Source organism: Candidatus Nanosynbacter sp. TM7-053 (assembly GCF_022828375.1).
In the GTDB taxonomy this organism is placed as follows: domain Bacteria; phylum Patescibacteriota; class Saccharimonadia; order Saccharimonadales; family Saccharimonadaceae; genus Nanosynbacter.
Genome location: NZ_JAJQJX010000001.1, coordinates 54395 through 71409, shown reverse-complemented (window position 1 = coordinate 71409; position 17015 = coordinate 54395). Strand labels below are relative to the sequence as shown.

Below are 17015 nucleotides of genomic sequence, written 5' to 3'. Positions count from 1 at the left end.
CCTTCTTTTATCGTGAGTAATACTCAACAATTAATTGCTCGTTGATGTCAGCTTCTGCTTCCTCGCGCTTTGGCAAACCAGTTACTTCAATCTTCAGCTTCTTGCTATCAGCTTTTAGCCAACTTAGTGGGCCTTGGACTGAATTGTTGATTACATCGTCAATTCGTGTAAAGTACTCTGACTTGGTACTCTTTGGGCGAACCGTGATGACATCGCCAGCTTTAACGCGAATTGATGGAATATCGACGCGTCGGCCGTTCAATTCAAAATGTCCGTGGCTAACTAGTTGACGAGCTGCGCGACGTGATACAGCAAATCCAGAACGATAAACAACGTTATCCAAACGGCGCTCTAATAGCTTCAACAGGTTTTCGCCGGCCAAACCTTCTTGAGCGCGTGTTGCTTCGTTCATCAAGCGAGCAAATTGCTTCTCAACTAGACCATACAAACGACGAACTTTCTGCTTTTCACGAAGCTGTGTAGCGTATAGGCTTGGCTTATTCTGACGACCATGTGCGTGTTGACCTGGAATACCAGATTTTTTCGCCAAAATTTTATGTGCTTTTGGATGAAGCGCATAACCTTCGCGGCGGCTTTGCTTGACAATTGGTGAATTATCTCGTGCCATAATTATGCCCTCCGTGCCTTTCGTGGACGAACACCGCCGTGAGGCACACCAGTTACGTCCTTAATGCTTTCTACTGATATGTCGAATGCGCTGACCGCACGAATAGCGGCGTCACGACCCAAACCGACACCTTTCACGAAAACGTCAACAGATTTCAAGCCATATTGAGTTTTCGCAGCTTCAGCAGCTTTTTCAGCAGCAACCTGTGAAGCGTAGGCTGTACCTTTTTTGCTTCCACGGAAACCACATGCACCAGCTGATGAAGCGGTTAGCACGTTACCCTTCTTGTCGGAAAAAGTAACGATAGTATTGTTAAATGTTGCCTGAATGTGCAGCTGACCAGCTGGGACTGATCGGCGCTGCTTCTTCTTGGTAGATTTTGCGTCTGCCATTTCTTAGTCCTTTCTTTAGGTCTTACTTGCTGCTTTTGGTTGTGTACCGCCCACGGCGATGGCGCGACCCTTGCGAGTTCGTGCATTCGTACGAGTCCGCTGTCCGCGTGTTGGCAGTCCTGCTTTGTGGCGAAGACCGCGATAGGCGTTGATATCCTTCAAGCGCTTAATATTATTTGCCACCAAGCGCTGGAGATCACCTTCAACGGTGTATTCGCTGTCAATAATTTCGCGAATCTTGTTTTCTTCAGCCTCGGTGAGATCTTTCACCCGAGTGGTCGGCTCAATTTTAGCCGCCGCAAGGATGCTCGAAGCGTGCTTTGGCCCAATACCGTAAATATAGGTGAGCGCAATTTGCACCTGCTTCTCTGTTGGGATAACTACCCCAGCAATTCGAGCCATGCTTAACCCTGCCTTTGCTTATTCTTAGGTTTTTTCTTGTTGATGATATATAGTCGGCCTTTGCGGCGAACGAACTTATCATCGGGACTGATTTTTTTCACACCTGCACGAACTTTCATAAAGTGCTTAAATCTCCCTTCCCGAGTAAACCCGAGATTACCGTTAATATTTAACTACCGACCTTGAGGTCGATCGTCACGTAGGCGGAAGCTGATTCGTCCCTTTGTAAGATCGTAAGGGGTCATCTCAACCTCAACCTTATCACCAGGCACCAGACGGATATAATGCTTGCGCATTCGTCCTGAAATGTGCGCGATGATACTATGGCCATTCTCCAGTTCCACCTTAAATTGAGTATTAGGCAGTGCTTCCACTACCTTTCCTACCATTTTGATGACTTCCTTTTGACTCGCCATAAGTTACAGTTGTCAATTATACAGTACTAAATACAGTTTGACAAGGGGTTTTCGCTGTAAATTTGCGTGCTATAATTGAGTCATCAAATTTAACATAAGGATTTTTATGGCAAGCAAGAAAAAACCAGCAAACTTTAAGGTTACAAAATCGAAAAATAAGACAATGACCGCGGTGCTAATCGGTCTGGCGACGGCTTTGATAGTGATAGTTATTGGCGTAATTTTATTACACGCCAACCAAACTTCCGACAAGACGTCTCAAACAGCGGAAAAGGTTGACAATGGATCTGTGAGCTTAGGATCTCTAGGCTTCCGTATTGAAGGAGATAAATTAGTTATTCGTAACGATTCAGTCACACAAGAGATTCGCTATTTTCTGAAGACAGAAACTAAAAAATCAGGCTGCAAGGATAACAACAGCGTAACTGTGGTAATTGCCCATTCCCAAGATGAGAAACAGTTGTTGCTGGGCTATGGTTGCGGCAATTCTGCGGCGCGAATGTTTGCAGTTAAGCAAGATGGCGGGTGGAAAGCGATTTCCCCAACCAATGAATTTAACCTATTTGAAATTCCGAGTTGTAAGATGGTTGATGAAAATAACATTAGTAATGAAATTGCGCCAGTCTGCCAAAATGAGAAAAAAGTTGGCGACAATTTATCTTACGATTACAAAATACGATAATCCATTCATAAAAAGAATTCCCCGCTTTTCGGCGGGGATTTTTTAATGTCAATTATTTTTTCTTAAACAAACGACGCTTCTTACTCTTCTTTTTGTCACTATCAAGCAGCTCGTCTGGATCAAAGTCGTCATACGTAACCATCAGCGCACGAGAGTTGACTTGTCGCAGAGTCTCAAGGGCAACTGATACGATAATCAAGATTCCAGTACCGCCGATTGACAAACGCAAACCTTGCAAGCCTGTTAAATTGTACGTGAGATATTCCGCGACGAATGGCAAAATAGCCACGATTCCTAGGACAATTGAGCCGAACAAAATCAAGCGATTGACAGTTCTCATAAGATACTTTTCAGTCTGAGCACCCGGACGCACGCCTTCAATAAATCCGCCTTGCTTCTGCAAATTTTCGGCAATTTCGTTAGCGTTAAAGACGATTCCAGTGTAGAAATATGTAAAGGCAATAACTAAGATAAAATACAACGTTGGGTAAATAAACGCTTCAGCGGTGCTTCCTGTAAACGAGCCCGCGTTTGGAGCTTGGAACCAAGTGATCAATTTGTTGGCGGTCGGTAGAAGATTAGCGTTGCCAGACGCTTTCATAACTTGACCAGCGAATTGCGGCAAGCTTAGAAACGCAACCGCGAAGATGACCGGAATAACTCCCGCAGCGATCAATTTAACCGGCAAAATGCTTTTTACATCGCCGTAATTACTGTTTCCATGAACGCGCTTTGCGTAGTTAATTGTAATGACGCGCTGAGCTTCGTTGATTTTAACTAGGAAGTAAAGGACGATAAGTCCGGCGATTGACATGATTAATATCGTCCAGAACATAACTGGATTTACAGGGAGAGTGAACCAGTTGAAGACGTTTAAGCTGCCGGATGAGGTGTTGAACAATGATGAGATTAATGACGCGAGCATTTGTGGCAATTGGCTAATGATACCAGCGAAGATTACAATAGAAATACCGTTGCCGATTCCTTGCTCAGTAATCAATTCGCCAAGCCACATCAGAAGAACAGAGCCTGCCGTCATTGAAGTGATTGAAACGATCCATTCCATCATCGTCGGGTCAGCTAATGTCGTGCTGCCGCCTTGAAGAACTGTTTGCCTTAAGATGAAGATGAAAGCGATCGACTGGACAATAGCAAGTGGCACAGTAATAACACGCGTCCATTGCTGAATTTTTCGACGTCCAGATTCGCCGTCTTTGTGTAGCTCCTCAAGCCTTGGAATGGCTTTGGTCAGAAGCTGAATGATAATACTAGCGGTAATAAATGGGCTAAGTCCGACCAACACCAGAGAGAAGCTCGACAACGCGCCACCGGATAGCAAGTTCAAAATTCCACCGAGGTCAGATTGCCCAAGCACCGACGAAATCGCGTTACGCAGTTGTGTTGGTTCCGCCAACGGCACTGGAATGTGCGCTAATAATCGATAAACAACGATTATTCCCACGACAATAAATAGTCGTTTTTGCATATCTTTATTTTTCAGCGAGCGAAAAATTATTCTCCAATTCATGTTTTAGCCCCTCATAGTCACTAACAATTCTTAACTCTGTTAATTATACATTACCTGAGCGGATATTTCCATACTAAAAACATAAAAGCGTATGCGTTATAATTGAGTCAATAACATAACGTAAATGAGGTATTATATGCAACAGCAGCCTGAAATCCCATCAACTCCACCAATTACGCCACCGCCAAACCCAGAATTTCCCCAAAATTATCCACCAAAGAAAAGTAAATTGTGGCTATGGGTTACACTGGCAGTCGTGGGAGTACTGGTGACAATCGGAATAGTGGCGGCAATTGTTCTTGCGTCAAATAAAACCACTCCTTCAAAAGACACGAATATTTCGCGCAAAGAGGCGACCAAGCCTAAGGACGAGAAGAAAAGCGAAGACAAAAAGCAGAACTTAGCTAAATCAGATTCAAAATGTTTGACGTCTGCTGATTTTCGAAAAGCTGGCTATGGCTATATGAAAGACGGCTCTTTTATGCTTAATAACGGTAAATATAATTTTAAAAACGTTTTCTTCAATGCGGATTCGACGCAATATACATACGAAGGAATTGCCGTTGACGAACTAGCTAAACTGGGGTCGCTATATAAATCAAATAGTCAAAAGGAATTTTCAATTGAGCTAGTCGGTCAAACATACGAGAGCTCAAAGACAAGTGCTGGCACAAAATTAGCCATGGAGCGCGCCGATAAAGTCAAGCAAGGCTTAGTTTCGCAAGGTTTTCCTGAGAATAAGATTATTATCTCCGAGCCAAAAATCGCCAGTCATGACAATAGTGACAACACAGCCGACAGAAACGTGACTATTTATCTAGTCGTACCACAAGAATGTAGCGAAAAATAGTCCAGAATATCAAAGCAAAAGAAAATCCCCTTCTCTTTCGAAGGGGATTTATTATTACCGAGAAAAATTATTTCTCTTCAGCTTCTTTCGCGCTTTGGCGTAGAGGTGTAGCTACTTTCTCGAATGAGCCACCAGCTTTTTCGATAGCAGCAACAACTGATGCTGAGGCGGCTTGTACTTTCAAGTCAACCTTAGCCTTCAATTCACCACGAGCAATAACCTTAACCGTGTGGAAAGGAGTTGCAATATAGCCTTCAGTAAACAACAAAGCATTGTCAACGGTCTTGCCGTCAAATGCGTTCAAATGATCCATGTACACAACTTGTGCTGGAGTTCGCAAGCTCTTGAATCCGCGAGCCTTTGGCACAGCTTGAGCTAGTGGACGCTGACCACCCTGGAACATTACGCGAAGCTTCTTACCTGTTCGGGCGTTCTGACCTTTAGTACCGCGACCGGCAGTTTTACCTTGACCAGCAGCAATACCGCGACCAACGCGCTTTTTATTCTTGTTTGCTGAGACTTGGAGATCATTGTACTTCATTATTTAGCCTCCTTTTTAGCAGCCTTTTTTACAGGCTGAGCGCTTAGCCATTGATCGCGTGGAACTAATGACTTTAGAGCTTCGATAGTCGCGTAAGCAATGTTAACCTTGTTAGTTGAGCCAAGAGATTTGGTCAATAGGTTACGAACACCTGTTACGCCGATAATCTGACGAACTACACCACCAGCGATAATACCAGTACCAGGAGCGGCTGGCTTGATCAATACGCGTGCGCCAGAGAATTTAACTTCGCTGTCGTGCGGGATTGTTTCGCCGTTTAATGGCAATGTAATCAAGTGCTTTTTAGCGACTGACGTAGCCTTAGCAACTGCAGCTTGAACGTCTGCGCCCTTGGCAACACCGACACCAACTTTATCTTTGCGGTTACCAACAACCACCAAAGCCTTAAATCGGAAGCGGCGACCACCTTTAACCACGCGAGAAACGCGGTCAATGTTGATTACCAATTCTTCAAACTCTTTTGGTGCGTCATCGCGCACATTTCGCCGGTCATCGCGGCGACCACCACGTGGATTTCGAGGTCGACGACCTTCTGCACGTGGGGTAGTATTTGCAGCTTGCTCTGCCATACTAAAACTCCAATCCTTCTTGGCGCGCAGCATCAGCCAAAGCCTTTAGGCGGCCAGCGTATTGACGACCATTTCGATCAAACACCACTGCGCTAATCTTAATTTTCTTTGCTTTCTTAGCGATTTCAGTACCGATAGCAGCACTTTTTTCAGTCATCGTGCCAGTCGCTTTTGTGCCAACTGTAGTTGCTGCAGCCAATGTTTTACCAGCCACATCGTCAATCAATTGCGCGCTAACGTGCAAATTGCTAATAGTAACTGTCAAGCGTGGGTGCTCTGCCGTGCCTGAAACCTTAGCGCGAACGCGGTTTTTGCGAAGAGCGCGGTTGAGTAGCTTCTTATTTTCAGCCATGATTACTTACCTGTCTTTCCTGCTTTACGCAAAATCTGCTCGTCGACATACTTGATGCCCTTGCCCTTGTACGGTTCAGGCTTCTTCAAGGCGCGGATTTCCGCTGCAACTTGGCCGACTTGTTGTTTATTGATACCGCTAACAACGATAATCATTTTTTCGTTGGTAACAGTTACGCCTTCTGGGGCTTTGTATTTGACTGGATGTGAAAATCCAAGTGCCATTTCTAGCTCGTTGTTGCTTGAGCTAACACGGAAACCGACACCGTTAACCTCTAGGCGTTTTTCATAACCTTTGGTTACACCGATTACCATGTTGTTAATTAGCGCGCGCATCAGGCCATGCTGACTACGGGCTACTTTGGACTCGTCCTTAGGATGTACCGTGACTTGTCCATCTTCGACTTTCACCTCAACTGCTGGTGTGATGAATTGCTTCAATTCACCCTTTGGTCCTTTAACGACCACATCACCAGAGTCAACCGTGATTGTCACACCGGCCGGAATAATCACCGGCAGTTTTCCGATTCGACTCAGACTCATTACTCACCTTTCGTGTGATTTGATATTAACTTCAGTATTTTAACACAGACTAGGGGTAAAATGCAAGGTATAATCTCAGCGACCTCAGCGACGTAAAAAAGACCCAAATCAGAGATTTAGATAACACTCGTCAGTCCAGAATCACAGTATAATATTAACACAAATATCTCTACCTATGTTTCGCTAATTGCACCTGAGTTCCAGCTACCATGTCCCCAAGATGTCGTCGGTCATAGCGCATAGTACCCATTAAGAACATTATAACTAGGAGGATGCAAGATATAATCGACAATACAATGCTTATTACATCAAATCTAGTATATACTCCATGGATGACAGCCATGTGACCAATTTGCCAAGGAAGAAATTTGATACCATTACGAACGAGACTTCGGCTGAAACTTCTATGAGTGAAATAAACTTTTAAGCCAGCGACGCGTTTACCAACACTACTTCCCTTAAAATCAAGATAAGCGAATAATGTAACAATAACCAAGACAGACGTGAATGTAGTAATGAGCTGACTTTGTAGCTCGGAAAAAACTGGAACGCCGCCAAACACTACGAAGTAGTAAGTTATTGATGCACCAAAAAGACATATAAGATAGGCACTAATAACTAACCAATCAATACATAATTCTTTTGTACGAGTGGCGAACGAGATAAAGTTGTTGTCTTGCATGACCACATTATAGCAAGGGCAACTCAAGTATACAAAAAAGCGCTCGGATATTTCTCTGAGCGCTTCTCTTTTTACTCAATTCACTTCGGTCGACTTCTACTATATTTCGATTCATTTCTATTCCACACTCGCCAGCAGCCCTCAAAATATCATCTTCTGGAATGACTAATTTATCAAACTCTCGCAATGCCTCGTCATATGTATTTTTCGCTTCTGGGCTATATAATTCGGCGTCCATAAAACAAGTGTCGCCATATGTTTTTGCAGACAGTATGATATCGCTCAGAATAAAGAACTTATTGTCTTGAATACGCTTCAAAACGTACTGAGCTAATAAATGTTCATAAATATGAGCGATTAGCCCGTCATTATCGGCTGTTTTGTATATGGATGAAATTATCACTGCTTGGTTCGATAATATTATAATACCGTCAAATTAGCAATTTTTCGATATTTATGATAATTGATATAATCATACTCAATGACAGCAACTATACTTTTCGCCAGCAAAAACCCAGGCAAATACGCAGAATTCGTTACCGCGTTTCATAAATTCTCTCCGCAAACGTCAATTATTTCGTTGGCAGATTTGGACTATCAAATTCCAGACTGCATAGAAACGGGTACAACATTTGAACAAAACGCCCTATTGAAGGCGCGACACGCAAGGAATCATTTGCATGGAAATGATAAAAACCTGATAATTATCGCTGATGATTCTGGCATGGAAATTGAAGCCCTAAATGGCGAGCCTGGCGTATTTACAAGACGCTGGAATGGTCACGAGATGAGCGATCAAGAGATCGTAGATTATTGCCTAAATAAGCTTGAAGATAAAACAAACAGGCGAGCGCAATACACAACGTGTTTTGTGATAAATTTTCCCAATGGTCATGAGAAAGTGATTTTTGGAGAAAATTCTGGCGTTATCTTAACTGAGCCACGCGAGGAATCTCGGCTCAAAGGCATGCCGTTTCGGGAATTATTTTTCGTACCTGAGCTTAATATGATGTTTCACGAAGTGCGCGAACTGCCGAAATTAAAGCGCAATGGATATTCACTCGGGCATGAAGTTGCGGTCGAAAAATGCGCTAATGCGATACAGGAAAATTTATTTGACTCTGTATAGCAGCTTTCAACTCCGCGCTCTCACTTGCCCATGGAATGTGTTGTGCGAGTTCATCAACTGTTAAAAATTTAGCATACCGTATCGGTATATTTGTATGGATGCGCAGCTTACAGAATAACTTACTATAGCTCATGTGTATAAACTGAGAGGACTAGCGGTGGTCGATTTGATATATCTTTGAAAGATTGCCAATTAGAGTAGAATCCAACCTTTCTTGCTTGATTTCATGAATATCGAAATAGTTAAAGTTTGAAACTTCATCTGTTTTATGAGGTGCCGTTAATAGAGTAACTTTGTAGGCAATAATCAAAACGGGGTCATCGAACTTTGTATTCCAAGTTGGAATGATCAAGGGATTTTCTGCAGCGACTTCGATATCTGCCTCTAGTTCTTCCAGAAACTCTCGCTTCAACGCTTCTGTAATATCCTCACCATGTTCCAGCCCACCGCCAGGAAGGTCCCATGAGTCACTTCTCTCTTGAACGAACAGCAGTCTACCCGATTCATCACGCACTAATCCCTTTACTGCTACTCGATATGCCGACTTTATGTCTTTTAGTACTCCAACTCCCATATGATAAAAGTTTATCATAAAAAATAAACGCCCTGCAATGAGGACGTTTATTTGACTTGTGCGAGGCTTAATAAACCTTCAACAACAATTCGCCACCAAGTTTAGCCTTAGCTGCTTCGGCGCCAGTCATGACACCTTTCGATGTTGAGATAAGTACCAAACCGCGGCCGCTCTTTACCTTTGGAATCTCGCTAGCGCCGACGTAAACGCGACGACCAGGTTTTGAGATGCGGGTAATTTCGTTGATGGTGCTGTTAGTTCCTTTTTCATTGATAGTAACTACCAACACGCCGCGAGGCTTAGCATCTTCCAGCTTGACGTCTGCCAAGTAGCCGTTTTTGACTAATTGTTCAGCGATGACTTTCTTCATCTTGCTGGACGGAACGCGAACTTCCGTTTTGCCAACCAATTTCGCATTGCGGATGCGAGTCAGAAGGTCGGCGATTGGGTCTGTAGTTTGCATAGACATATTCTAATCTCCTTTCCTTCTTACCAACTACTCTTTGTTATGCCTGGGATTTCACCCTTGGCTGCTTTTTCGCGGAAATTGATACGACTCAAGCCGAACTGACGCATGTAGCCGCGTGGGCGACCAGAGATGCTATCACGGTTCTTGTGCCTGGTTGGACTAGAATTGCGAGGCAATTTCTGCAAACCATCGAGGTCGCCAAGTTCTTTCAACTCAGCACGCTTGGCTGCAAACTTGGCAATCATCTTCATACGCTTCTTATCACGAGCGACCATTGATTTCTTAGCCATTACTTGACGCCTCCTTTCTTCTCAAACGGCATGCCGAATTTTTCTAGCAATGCCTTAGAAGCTTCCTTGTTGCCGTTCTTGATAACAAATGTAATCTGCAAACCGTGCAAAACCTGAGTTTCCTCGAATGTCAATTCTGGGAAAATCGATTGCTCGGTGATGCCTAGATTGTAGTTGCCACCTTTATCAAACTTCAAGCCAACGCCGTGGAAGTCACGAACACGAGGCAAAGCAACGTTAATCAAACGATCCATGAACTCGTACATACGAGCGCCGCGCAAAGTTACGCTAACACCAATTGGCGCGCCCATACCTTTACGAATGCTAAATGTCGCGATTGATTTTTTGGCTCGTCGAGCCACTGGTGCTTGACCGGTGATTTTCTCGACAGTGTTTTTAACAATTTCGAAATGACGCTTGTCATCTTTCTTTTTGCCGGTACCAACACTCACGACGATCTTTTCCAAAGCTGGCACTTCATGCACGTTCTTTAGATTCAATTCGGCTTGTAGTTCCTTAAGGTAAGTTCCTTGATACAAGGCTTTCAAGCGAGGAGCTGGCACGACAGTTTTCTTTTCTGCCATTATTTAATCTCCTTATTTTTTGCTTGGCGAGCAACACGAGTTTTGCCGCCGTCAGCATTCTTTACTAAACCAACCCGACTGGTTTTGCCTGATTTCTCATCAACAACCAGAGCGACTTTACTGATATCCATTGGTACGTGAATATCTTTTTTGCCGCCTTTTGGATTGTACTGGCTTGGCTTAACGTGGCGATGTCCAACGCCAACACCTTCGACCAAAACAGTTTGATCTTTGGTGTTAACTTTTAGAACTTTACCAGTTGTGCCTTTATTTTTACCAGCAATAATTTTTACGGTATCGTCTTTATGAATTCGAGCCATTAGAGTACCTCCGGAGCTAAGCTGACGATCTTCATGTAGCCCATATCGCGAAGTTCGCGTGGAACTGGACCGAAGACACGAGTAGCTTTTGGCTGCTTGTCATCGTTGATAATCACTACGGCATTGTCGTCAAAACAGATTGTTGAGCCGTCTTTGCGATGAATTTGATCACGAGTACGAACAACTACAGCCTTAACAACAGATTTTTTCTTAACGTTACCGGTTGGGCTAGCGTCTTTTACCGAGCAGACGATTACGTCGCCAACGCGAGCGTAACGGCGTCGTGTACCGCCAAGAACGCGGATACACAAAACTTCCCTAGCACCTGAGTTGTCGGCTACCTTAAGGCGAGATTCTTGTTGGATCATTTGTCGTCCTCCTTAGCCTCTTCCTTAGTTTCGCCAGAAACTTCGTCCTTTAGTTTGATAGAACCGCGAGACTTTTCAATCACCTTAACTAGAGCGAAGCTCTTAGTCTTGGAAATTGGGCGAGTCTCTTCGATCTGCACCTTGTCGCCTTCACCTGCTTCGTTGGTTTCATCGTGAGCAGTGTATTTGCGAGTCACGGTGTACTGCTTGCCGTATAGCGGATGCGTTTCGCGGCTAGCGACCGTCACAGTGATGGTCTTGTCGCGCTTGGCACTCGTTACGACGCCAATCAATGTTCGTCGGGCCATTACTTGCTCTCCTTTGTATTATTAATTTGTGTCAGCAGGCGTGCAATTTCCTTTCGGAGTGAACGCAACGCTTTTGGATTAACTAACTCGCCAGCAGCGTGAGAACGTTTTGCCTGAAGTAGGTCGTTTCGCTTTTCAGCCAATTCCTTCTTCAAGTCGTCAATTGTCTTAACAACTGCTGCTTTAACAGTTTTCTTTGTTTCAGCCATTTATGCGTCCTCCCGCTTGATGAACTTACATTTGACTGGCAATTTGTGGCTAGCCAGACGCATTGCCTCGCGAGCAACTTCCTCTGAAACACCCTGCATCTCAAACAGAACAGTACCAGCCTTTACCTTAGCAACGAAGAACTCTGGGTTACCTTTACCGCCACCCATCTTCAAGCCAAGTGGCTTTCGGGTAACTGGAGTGTGAGGGAAGATTCGAATCCAAATCTTACCGCCACGCTTGATGTAACGAGTCATCGCCTGACGAGCAGACTCGATTTGGCGGGAGTTGATGCGCTCATTTGATTGTGATTGCAATGCAAAGTCGCCGAACGCTATGTAATTGCCACGAGTTGCTTGACCGCGGTTTTTTCCAATACGCACTTTGCGGTGCTTAGTTTTCTTTGGTAACAGCATTTAGCGACTCCTTTCTCCCTTATAAATCCACACTTTCACGCCAATGATACCAGCTGGTGTCTGAGCGCGAGCACAGTGGAAGTCAATATCAGCGCGCAAGGTGTGTAGAGGCACTGAGCCCTCGATTACCTTTTCGCGACGTGCCATTTCAGCGCCGTTCAAACGACCAGCCACCTCAATACGAATACCTTTAGCGCCAGCATTCATGGTGTTTTGTGCGGTCATTTTAGTTGCACGGCGGAAGTTGATTCGGCGCTCCAATTGGCGAGCGATATTCTCAGCTACCAATTTGGCTGCCAATTCTGGACGACGAACTTCTTCGATGTTAATACGAACTGGCTGGCCAGTAATCTTCTCAACTTGCTTTTTCAATTCGTTCACGCCAGCACCACCGCGACCGATAACAACACCAGCTTTTGCCGTGTGAATTGTAATCGTGATCAAGTTGGCGCTACGCTCAATCTCAATGCGATTGATAGTTGGGCGTGAGGCAAATTTCTTTTCAATCAACTCGCGGATTTCATGATCCTGACGAATCGCCTCTGCAAACTCTTTCTTATTGGCCGTAAACCAACGAGAGCTCCAGTTCTTATTGACCTGTAGGCGGAAGTTGATTGGATTCACTTTTTGACCCATTTACTTCTCCTCCTTTTTTGCTGCCGGTTTAGCGGCTTTTTTAGCTGCAGGCTTAGCAGTTTTTGCTTCTGCCTTAGCTTCGGCCTTTTTTGCAGGCGCTTTCTTTGGCTTTTCCGTGCCAGTTACTTCAACCAAAATATTTGAAGTCTTTTTCTGGAATGGCAAAGCGCGGCCACGTGATGCAGGCTTGAAGCGGCGCAAACGTGTACCCGTAGTAACACTCAAAGTAGTAATTACTAAGCTTTTAGCATCCAAGCCGTGGTTATTGATAGCGTTTGCCTTAGCACTTTCGATAGCCTTCTTAACTGGGCTAGCAGCGCGCTTTGGAACGTGCTCTAAGATAACTAGCGCATCAGCTACAGTACGACCTCGCACCAAGGCTGCGACTAGACTAACCTTACGTGGCGCCTGATCAACACCTTTTGCGTAAGCGCGAACAGTATAAGTTGTATCAGCCATGATTACTTCTTATCCTTTCCGCCGTGCTTACGGAACTTACGAGTTGGACTAAACTCACCGAGTTTGTGACCAACCATGTTTTCGGTAATCAGCACTGGTACGTGCACTCTACCGTTGTGAACAGCAATCGTTCGACCAACCATCTCTGGTGTGATAGTCGAAGCGCGCGCCCACGTTTTGATAACGGTTCGATCGTCAAGGCTAAGAGCAGCAATTTTCTTTGCTAGCTTTACATCGACGAATGGACCTTTCTTCAATGAACGACTCATCGTGATTTACCTCTTCCTCTTCGCGTCGTGACGCGTGCGTACGATTAATTTATTCGAGCCTTTACGGCGACGAGTTCGATAACCTAATGTCAATTGACCCCAAGGAGTACGTGGTGCTTTACCAGTACCGTGGCGACCACCGTCACCACCACCATGTGGGTGGTCTGCGGCGTTCATAACGACACCACGAACGGTTGGGCGAATACCCTTGCGACGTTTGCGACCAGCTGAACCGATCTTAACATTTTGGTGCTGGACGTTACCGACTACACCGATAGCAGCGGTAGCTTCCAAACGAACTTTGCGAACTTCGCCAGATGGCAATTTAATAGTTGCGTAGTCGCCTTCTTTCGCCATCAACTGAGCTTTAGCACCAGCAGCGCGCACCATTTGTGCACCCTTTCCAGCGGTCAACTCAATGGCGTAAATCATCGTACCTACAGGAATAACTGACAATGGCAAACGGTTTGAAGCTTCAATTGGAGCTTCTTCGCCAGTTCGGATAGTTTTACCCTTAACCATTGATGTGTCAGCTAAGATGTAGTGGTACAAATTGTACTGATCCTTAACTCGAGCAATGCGAGCTGAGCGGTTTGGATCGTATTCGATTTCTTCAATCGTCAAGGTCAAGCCTGCTGGCAAATTATGGTTCACCAAGCGGTAGTGACGACGAACGCCGCCTCCGCGATGACGAACAGTAATTCGACCTTGGTTGTTGCGACCGGCATTTTGCTTTTTAGCTTTAATCAGACTTTTAAGAGGTTTTCTTGTTGTAATGTCTGACAAATCCTGACTCGTCATGCCGCGACGAGCAGGAGTGGTTGGATTGTAAGCTTTCACTGGCATTACTTGGTCTCCTCCATCTGCTGCTCTACTGCGTCAAACACATCGAGCTTATCGCCTTCTTTCAGTGTAACGTAAGCCTTCTTCCAATCCTTGCGCGTTGTTGTGCCAGGATAGCGATTCTTGCCTCGTGAGAAGCGTACAGCCTTGCCGTCTTGTACTAAGGTTTTAACCTTAACTACAGTAACGCCAAATTGCGCTTCTACAGCTGATTTGATTTCGTTCTTATTCAAGTTAAGTGGAACGCGTAGCACATATACACCATTGGCGCTCTGTGCGTAAGCCTTTTCACTAACGCGTGGGATAATAATCGTCTGTTTCATATTACGCTTCCTCCTTGCCCAACCATGCAGTAATTACAGGTAGAGCTTTCGGTGTTATAACGATTGTATCCGCATTCAGAATGTGATAAACGCTTAGATAATTAGCGCGAACCACCAAAACGTTCTGAATATTGTTTGTAGCACGCATAAGTTCTGGCGTCTTCTCATCTACAACGATTAGAACACGGCGCTCGAACTTGTTGTCAGCTAGGAATGTTGCGACTTCCTTGGTCTTGCCAGCAGTCTTAACATCTTTAACGACAATTTTCTTAGCTTCGTTAGCTACGGTCAAAGCTTGGCGAACTGCCACTTTCTTAGCAGTCTTTGACAATTTTTTAGTGTAGTTTTCGTTGCCGCGTGGGCCAAATACTACACCACCGCCGCGCCAGATTGGGTTACGGCTTGAGCCGAAACGTGCTCGACCAGTTCCCTTTTGCTTCCATGGTTTTTTACCACCACCAGAAACTTCGCCGCGCTGCTTGGTTGTAGCGCTAGCTAGGCGTGCGTTTGCCAAGTAGCTGTCATATGCCAATTTCAACAATTCGTGATTTGGCACTTCCACAGCAAAAATGTCTTTAGGAAGTTTGGTTGAATCTGCCATTACTTGTTACCTCCTAAAATAATCAGCCCCTTTCGTGGTCCGGGAACAGCGCCCTTAACCCCGATTAGATGGGTCTCTGGATCAACATATGCCACTTCCAAGTTCTTGACAGTAACACGTTCGTGACCCATGTGACCAGCCATCGTCTTACCCTTGAAAACTTTTTGTGGATACATCGAGCCAATTGAACCTGGCTTACGAGTATTACCTTTACCACCGTGCGTCTTACGATGACGCTTAAAGTTGTGGCGTTTAATGGTTCCAGCGAAACCTTTACCTTTGCTGGTTCCGGTTGCATCGACAAAATCGCCGACTTCAAACGCGGAAACATTAATTTCACTGCCAACTTTCAGATCCTCTGGAATCTGGTCGACACGGAATTCCCGAATATGTTTCGGGGTCACTTGGGCTGGCTTAACGTGTCCAGCCACGGCCTTGCTCAGGTTCTTACCCTCTCCAAAAGCTACCTGTACCGCATTGTAACCGTCGGTTTCGACAGTCTTCACCTGAGTAACGGTGACAGGGCCGGCTTGGATCAGCGTTACCGGAATGGCTTTGCCGTCTTCAGCCAAGAGCTGGGTCATACCAAGTTTGGTACCGAGAAGTGTTTTCACTTTTCCTCACTCCCACTTAAATACTCCTGATGACGTGCGGTTTCTGGATTCTGGGAGAATGTTAAATGTAAACATCCGCTCATAACCAGACCTGCTCATTCATCAAGGAGAGCAGTTGATATTACGCGTAATAGAAATTACCTGTAAATTGTAGCACAATTAAGCCTAAAAAGTCAACCCATGACCACATGTTCTGTTTTATCTACAGTTCCGCATATGCTATAATCATATTCGAAAAGAAATTTTATTAATTAGGGGGCAATCATGAACGATTCTCAAATCGAAAATACTAACGAAGAACTGAATAATTTACGCACTATCAGAGACGAGGCTATTAATGCACTAGCGCCAAATATAGATAGAATGGAAGGCGTTGATGGAGAAAGAAAAATTCGTATATACATGTCAGCTGCAAGAATAACCAACAGCAGTAAGATGTTCCGCTTAGCTTACGAGGCGGCTAAAAACATCCCAGACGCAGCTACACGAGCCGAGGCGCTAATTGATATTATTCAAGACTCTGGATACGCTATTAGCAAGTTGGGTGGCGGTCGCCCATTCTAGAAGTTTAAGAGCAAACAACTTCAAGCAAATAATATCGTCCTAATTGGGCGGTATTATTTTATAACGAATCCATAGCGATTAAATCATCACGCCAACCGGCGTAAACGAGGTCAGAATTGCCATGAAAATTATCGTAACATACCAAATTTTCCGATTGAATTGGTATTTCTCAATCTTTAAGACTAATAGCAATGCAATAAATAACCCGACAGGAATAGCCTGAACAGCCAAACCGCCAGCTTCAATTGGATTTTTTAGACGAAGCCACAGCGCACTTAATATCACAAAAACCACCAATTTCAAGAAAAATGAGCCGTCATTGTCATAAATGCGTTCGCGCCCTTTGCGACTAAACAGCTCGCTAGACTTCGAGCGATTGCGAGCATAAGTACGAGTTTTTTGTTTTGTCATAAGCTAAATGAAATTATAGCATAAA

The 17015-nt window shown here is 44.6% G+C and carries 33 protein-coding genes; 4 read left to right on the top strand and 29 right to left on the bottom strand.

What is annotated here, in order from left to right; all coding sequences use genetic code 11:
• Positions 1-7: 7 nt before the first annotated feature.
• From rpsD to infA, 5 genes are read right to left on the bottom strand one after another with little or no spacing between them, the layout of a single operon-like run.
• The gene (gene rpsD / locus LRM50_RS00460) at positions 8-628 is read right to left on the bottom strand and encodes a 30S ribosomal protein S4 (RefSeq protein ID WP_232736548.1); all 621 of its coding nucleotides are present in this window, start codon (positions 626-628) and stop codon (positions 8-10) included.
• Between the two features lie 2 nt (positions 629-630).
• Positions 631-1020 carry a 30S ribosomal protein S11 gene (rpsK, locus tag LRM50_RS00455; protein ID WP_129632899.1) on the bottom strand — a complete coding sequence of 130 codons (390 nt, stop codon included), beginning with the start codon at positions 1018-1020 and terminating at the stop codon, positions 631-633.
• Between the two features lie 15 nt (positions 1021-1035).
• A complete protein-coding gene (rpsM, locus tag LRM50_RS00450) occupies positions 1036-1422 on the bottom strand; it encodes a 30S ribosomal protein S13 (RefSeq protein ID WP_129632902.1) in 387 nt (128 codons plus the stop codon).
• A gap of 2 nt (positions 1423-1424) precedes the next feature.
• Positions 1425-1541, bottom strand: a complete 117-nt coding sequence (rpmJ, locus tag LRM50_RS00445) for a 50S ribosomal protein L36 (RefSeq protein ID WP_129637195.1) — start codon at positions 1539-1541, stop codon at positions 1425-1427.
• Between the two features lie 54 nt (positions 1542-1595).
• Positions 1596-1838, bottom strand: coding sequence for a translation initiation factor IF-1 (infA, locus tag LRM50_RS00440; protein ID WP_129635133.1), 243 nt, complete (start codon positions 1836-1838; stop codon positions 1596-1598).
• A 106-nt stretch (positions 1839-1944) separates the two neighbouring features.
• Between infA and LRM50_RS00435 the strand changes: the two genes are divergently transcribed.
• Positions 1945-2520: a hypothetical protein gene (locus LRM50_RS00435; RefSeq protein WP_243809374.1), complete on the top strand. Its 576-nt coding sequence runs from the start codon at positions 1945-1947 to the stop codon at positions 2518-2520.
• A 52-nt stretch (positions 2521-2572) separates the two neighbouring features.
• Here the strand turns inward: LRM50_RS00435 and secY are convergent, their stop codons facing one another.
• Entirely contained in the window at positions 2573-4048 is a 1476-nt protein-coding gene (gene secY / locus LRM50_RS00430) for a preprotein translocase subunit SecY (protein ID WP_243809373.1), read from the bottom strand.
• Positions 4049-4184: 136 nt separating this feature from the next.
• Here secY and LRM50_RS00425 point away from each other — a divergent pair, with 136 nt between their 5' ends.
• Positions 4185-4898 (top strand): OmpA family protein, encoded by a 714-nt coding sequence (locus LRM50_RS00425; protein ID WP_243809370.1) that lies wholly within the window; start codon positions 4185-4187, stop codon positions 4896-4898.
• 67 nt (positions 4899-4965) lie between these two features.
• Here LRM50_RS00425 and rplO read toward each other — a convergent pair whose 3' ends face one another.
• The 6 genes from rplO to LRM50_RS00395 form a co-directional block, all read right to left on the bottom strand.
• Entirely contained in the window at positions 4966-5439 is a 474-nt protein-coding gene (rplO, locus tag LRM50_RS00420) for a 50S ribosomal protein L15 (protein WP_129632917.1), read from the bottom strand.
• Positions 5439-6029 carry a 30S ribosomal protein S5 gene (gene rpsE, locus LRM50_RS00415; RefSeq protein WP_243809369.1) on the bottom strand — a complete coding sequence of 197 codons (591 nt, stop codon included), beginning with the start codon at positions 6027-6029 and terminating at the stop codon, positions 5439-5441. The genes rplO and rpsE overlap by 1 nt, the downstream gene beginning before the upstream one ends.
• A gap of 1 nt (position 6030) precedes the next feature.
• Positions 6031-6381: a 50S ribosomal protein L18 gene (rplR, locus tag LRM50_RS00410; protein ID WP_243809363.1), complete on the bottom strand. Its 351-nt coding sequence runs from the start codon at positions 6379-6381 to the stop codon at positions 6031-6033.
• Between the two features lie 2 nt (positions 6382-6383).
• A complete protein-coding gene (rplF, locus tag LRM50_RS00405; protein ID WP_129632941.1) occupies positions 6384-6917 on the bottom strand; it encodes a 50S ribosomal protein L6 in 534 nt (177 codons plus the stop codon).
• 175 nt (positions 6918-7092) lie between these two features.
• Positions 7093-7605 (bottom strand): RDD family protein, encoded by a 513-nt coding sequence (locus tag LRM50_RS00400; RefSeq protein WP_243809360.1) that lies wholly within the window; start codon positions 7603-7605, stop codon positions 7093-7095.
• A 7-nt stretch (positions 7606-7612) separates the two neighbouring features.
• Positions 7613-8008, bottom strand: a complete 396-nt coding sequence (locus LRM50_RS00395) for a hypothetical protein (RefSeq protein ID WP_243809358.1) — start codon at positions 8006-8008, stop codon at positions 7613-7615.
• 78 nt (positions 8009-8086) lie between these two features.
• Here LRM50_RS00395 and LRM50_RS00390 point away from each other — a divergent pair, with 78 nt between their 5' ends.
• Positions 8087-8734: a non-canonical purine NTP pyrophosphatase gene (locus LRM50_RS00390; protein ID WP_243809357.1), complete on the top strand. Its 648-nt coding sequence runs from the start codon at positions 8087-8089 to the stop codon at positions 8732-8734.
• Between the two features lie 151 nt (positions 8735-8885).
• Here the strand turns inward: LRM50_RS00390 and LRM50_RS00385 are convergent, their stop codons facing one another.
• The 16 genes from LRM50_RS00385 to rplC all read right to left on the bottom strand — a co-directional run bounded on the left by LRM50_RS00385 (position 8886) and on the right by rplC (position 16015).
• Entirely contained in the window at positions 8886-9308 is a 423-nt protein-coding gene (locus tag LRM50_RS00385; protein ID WP_243809355.1) for an NUDIX hydrolase, read from the bottom strand.
• 67 nt (positions 9309-9375) lie between these two features.
• On the bottom strand, positions 9376-9777 hold the full coding sequence (gene rpsH / locus LRM50_RS00380; RefSeq protein WP_129630940.1) for a 30S ribosomal protein S8: 402 nt from the start codon (positions 9775-9777) through the stop codon (positions 9376-9378).
• A gap of 20 nt (positions 9778-9797) precedes the next feature.
• Positions 9798-10067, bottom strand: coding sequence for a 30S ribosomal protein S14 (rpsN, locus tag LRM50_RS00375; RefSeq protein WP_129630942.1), 270 nt, complete (start codon positions 10065-10067; stop codon positions 9798-9800).
• Complete coding sequence (gene rplE / locus LRM50_RS00370; protein ID WP_243809347.1) at positions 10067-10651, bottom strand: 50S ribosomal protein L5; 585 nt, start codon at positions 10649-10651, stop codon at positions 10067-10069. The genes rpsN and rplE overlap by 1 nt, the downstream gene beginning before the upstream one ends.
• The gene (gene rplX / locus LRM50_RS00365; RefSeq protein WP_039327403.1) at positions 10651-10971 is read right to left on the bottom strand and encodes a 50S ribosomal protein L24; all 321 of its coding nucleotides are present in this window, start codon (positions 10969-10971) and stop codon (positions 10651-10653) included. Before rplX ends, rplE begins: the two co-directional genes overlap by 1 nt.
• Entirely contained in the window at positions 10971-11339 is a 369-nt protein-coding gene (gene rplN / locus LRM50_RS00360) for a 50S ribosomal protein L14 (RefSeq protein ID WP_129630950.1), read from the bottom strand. Before rplN ends, rplX begins: the two co-directional genes overlap by 1 nt.
• Positions 11336-11647 (bottom strand): 30S ribosomal protein S17, encoded by a 312-nt coding sequence (gene rpsQ / locus LRM50_RS00355; RefSeq protein ID WP_445083103.1) that lies wholly within the window; start codon positions 11645-11647, stop codon positions 11336-11338. The genes rplN and rpsQ overlap by 4 nt, the downstream gene beginning before the upstream one ends.
• Complete coding sequence (gene rpmC / locus LRM50_RS00350) at positions 11647-11856, bottom strand: 50S ribosomal protein L29 (protein WP_243809339.1); 210 nt, start codon at positions 11854-11856, stop codon at positions 11647-11649. The genes rpsQ and rpmC overlap by 1 nt, the downstream gene beginning before the upstream one ends.
• A complete protein-coding gene (gene rplP / locus LRM50_RS00345; RefSeq protein WP_129635102.1) occupies positions 11857-12270 on the bottom strand; it encodes a 50S ribosomal protein L16 in 414 nt (137 codons plus the stop codon).
• A complete protein-coding gene (rpsC, locus tag LRM50_RS00340) occupies positions 12271-12906 on the bottom strand; it encodes a 30S ribosomal protein S3 (protein ID WP_243809337.1) in 636 nt (211 codons plus the stop codon).
• Complete coding sequence (gene rplV, locus LRM50_RS00335) at positions 12907-13365, bottom strand: 50S ribosomal protein L22 (RefSeq protein WP_146423288.1); 459 nt, start codon at positions 13363-13365, stop codon at positions 12907-12909.
• A 2-nt stretch (positions 13366-13367) separates the two neighbouring features.
• Positions 13368-13634 (bottom strand): 30S ribosomal protein S19, encoded by a 267-nt coding sequence (gene rpsS, locus LRM50_RS00330; protein WP_129630968.1) that lies wholly within the window; start codon positions 13632-13634, stop codon positions 13368-13370.
• A gap of 6 nt (positions 13635-13640) precedes the next feature.
• Positions 13641-14480: a 50S ribosomal protein L2 gene (rplB, locus tag LRM50_RS00325; protein WP_243809334.1), complete on the bottom strand. Its 840-nt coding sequence runs from the start codon at positions 14478-14480 to the stop codon at positions 13641-13643.
• Positions 14480-14800 (bottom strand): 50S ribosomal protein L23, encoded by a 321-nt coding sequence (locus LRM50_RS00320; RefSeq protein WP_129630974.1) that lies wholly within the window; start codon positions 14798-14800, stop codon positions 14480-14482. Before LRM50_RS00320 ends, rplB begins: the two co-directional genes overlap by 1 nt.
• A gap of 1 nt (position 14801) precedes the next feature.
• Positions 14802-15401 carry a 50S ribosomal protein L4 gene (gene rplD, locus LRM50_RS00315; RefSeq protein ID WP_243809324.1) on the bottom strand — a complete coding sequence of 200 codons (600 nt, stop codon included), beginning with the start codon at positions 15399-15401 and terminating at the stop codon, positions 14802-14804.
• Entirely contained in the window at positions 15401-16015 is a 615-nt protein-coding gene (gene rplC / locus LRM50_RS00310; RefSeq protein ID WP_243809322.1) for a 50S ribosomal protein L3, read from the bottom strand. The genes rplD and rplC overlap by 1 nt, the downstream gene beginning before the upstream one ends.
• Positions 16016-16279: 264 nt before the next feature.
• On the opposite strand from rplC, the gene LRM50_RS00305 reads away from it, so the two are divergent.
• A complete protein-coding gene (locus LRM50_RS00305; protein WP_129635110.1) occupies positions 16280-16579 on the top strand; it encodes a hypothetical protein in 300 nt (99 codons plus the stop codon).
• Between the two features lie 78 nt (positions 16580-16657).
• Here LRM50_RS00305 and LRM50_RS00300 read toward each other — a convergent pair whose 3' ends face one another.
• Complete coding sequence (locus LRM50_RS00300) at positions 16658-16990, bottom strand: hypothetical protein (protein ID WP_243809320.1); 333 nt, start codon at positions 16988-16990, stop codon at positions 16658-16660.
• Positions 16991-17015: the final 25 nt, after the last annotated feature.

Coding starts and splice junctions, on each gene's coding strand:
- rpsD (WP_232736548.1), bottom strand. CDS start 628: ATGGCACGAGATAATTCACCAATTGTCAAGCAAAGCCGCCGCGAAGGT.
- rpsK (WP_129632899.1), bottom strand. CDS start 1,020: ATGGCAGACGCAAAATCTACCAAGAAGAAGCAGCGCCGATCAGTCCCA.
- rpsM (WP_129632902.1), bottom strand. CDS start 1,422: ATGGCTCGAATTGCTGGGGTAGTTATCCCAACAGAGAAGCAGGTGCAA.
- rpmJ (WP_129637195.1), bottom strand. CDS start 1,541: ATGAAAGTTCGTGCAGGTGTGAAAAAAATCAGTCCCGATGATAAGTTC.
- infA (WP_129635133.1), bottom strand. CDS start 1,838: ATGGCGAGTCAAAAGGAAGTCATCAAAATGGTAGGAAAGGTAGTGGAA.
- LRM50_RS00435 (WP_243809374.1), top strand. CDS start 1,945: ATGGCAAGCAAGAAAAAACCAGCAAACTTTAAGGTTACAAAATCGAAA.
- secY (WP_243809373.1), bottom strand. CDS start 4,048: ATGAATTGGAGAATAATTTTTCGCTCGCTGAAAAATAAAGATATGCAA.
- LRM50_RS00425 (WP_243809370.1), top strand. CDS start 4,185: ATGCAACAGCAGCCTGAAATCCCATCAACTCCACCAATTACGCCACCG.
- rplO (WP_129632917.1), bottom strand. CDS start 5,439: ATGAAGTACAATGATCTCCAAGTCTCAGCAAACAAGAATAAAAAGCGC.
- rpsE (WP_243809369.1), bottom strand. CDS start 6,029: ATGGCAGAGCAAGCTGCAAATACTACCCCACGTGCAGAAGGTCGTCGA.
- rplR (WP_243809363.1), bottom strand. CDS start 6,381: ATGGCTGAAAATAAGAAGCTACTCAACCGCGCTCTTCGCAAAAACCGC.
- LRM50_RS00400 (WP_243809360.1), bottom strand. CDS start 7,605: ATGCAAGACAACAACTTTATCTCGTTCGCCACTCGTACAAAAGAATTA.
- LRM50_RS00390 (WP_243809357.1), top strand. CDS start 8,087: ATGACAGCAACTATACTTTTCGCCAGCAAAAACCCAGGCAAATACGCA.
- LRM50_RS00385 (WP_243809355.1), bottom strand. CDS start 9,308: ATGGGAGTTGGAGTACTAAAAGACATAAAGTCGGCATATCGAGTAGCA.
- rpsH (WP_129630940.1), bottom strand. CDS start 9,777: ATGTCTATGCAAACTACAGACCCAATCGCCGACCTTCTGACTCGCATC.
- rpsN (WP_129630942.1), bottom strand. CDS start 10,067: ATGGCTAAGAAATCAATGGTCGCTCGTGATAAGAAGCGTATGAAGATG.
- rplE (WP_243809347.1), bottom strand. CDS start 10,651: ATGGCAGAAAAGAAAACTGTCGTGCCAGCTCCTCGCTTGAAAGCCTTG.
- rplX (WP_039327403.1), bottom strand. CDS start 10,971: ATGGCTCGAATTCATAAAGACGATACCGTAAAAATTATTGCTGGTAAA.
- rplN (WP_129630950.1), bottom strand. CDS start 11,339: ATGATCCAACAAGAATCTCGCCTTAAGGTAGCCGACAACTCAGGTGCT.
- rpsQ (WP_445083103.1), bottom strand. CDS start 11,647: ATGGCCCGACGAACATTGATTGGCGTCGTAACGAGTGCCAAGCGCGAC.
- rpmC (WP_243809339.1), bottom strand. CDS start 11,856: ATGGCTGAAACAAAGAAAACTGTTAAAGCAGCAGTTGTTAAGACAATT.
- rplP (WP_129635102.1), bottom strand. CDS start 12,270: ATGCTGTTACCAAAGAAAACTAAGCACCGCAAAGTGCGTATTGGAAAA.
- rpsC (WP_243809337.1), bottom strand. CDS start 12,906: ATGGGTCAAAAAGTGAATCCAATCAACTTCCGCCTACAGGTCAATAAG.
- rplV (WP_146423288.1), bottom strand. CDS start 13,365: ATGGCTGATACAACTTATACTGTTCGCGCTTACGCAAAAGGTGTTGAT.
- rpsS (WP_129630968.1), bottom strand. CDS start 13,634: ATGAGTCGTTCATTGAAGAAAGGTCCATTCGTCGATGTAAAGCTAGCA.
- rplB (WP_243809334.1), bottom strand. CDS start 14,480: ATGCCAGTGAAAGCTTACAATCCAACCACTCCTGCTCGTCGCGGCATG.
- LRM50_RS00320 (WP_129630974.1), bottom strand. CDS start 14,800: ATGAAACAGACGATTATTATCCCACGCGTTAGTGAAAAGGCTTACGCA.
- rplD (WP_243809324.1), bottom strand. CDS start 15,401: ATGGCAGATTCAACCAAACTTCCTAAAGACATTTTTGCTGTGGAAGTG.
- LRM50_RS00305 (WP_129635110.1), top strand. CDS start 16,280: ATGAACGATTCTCAAATCGAAAATACTAACGAAGAACTGAATAATTTA.
- LRM50_RS00300 (WP_243809320.1), bottom strand. CDS start 16,990: ATGACAAAACAAAAAACTCGTACTTATGCTCGCAATCGCTCGAAGTCT.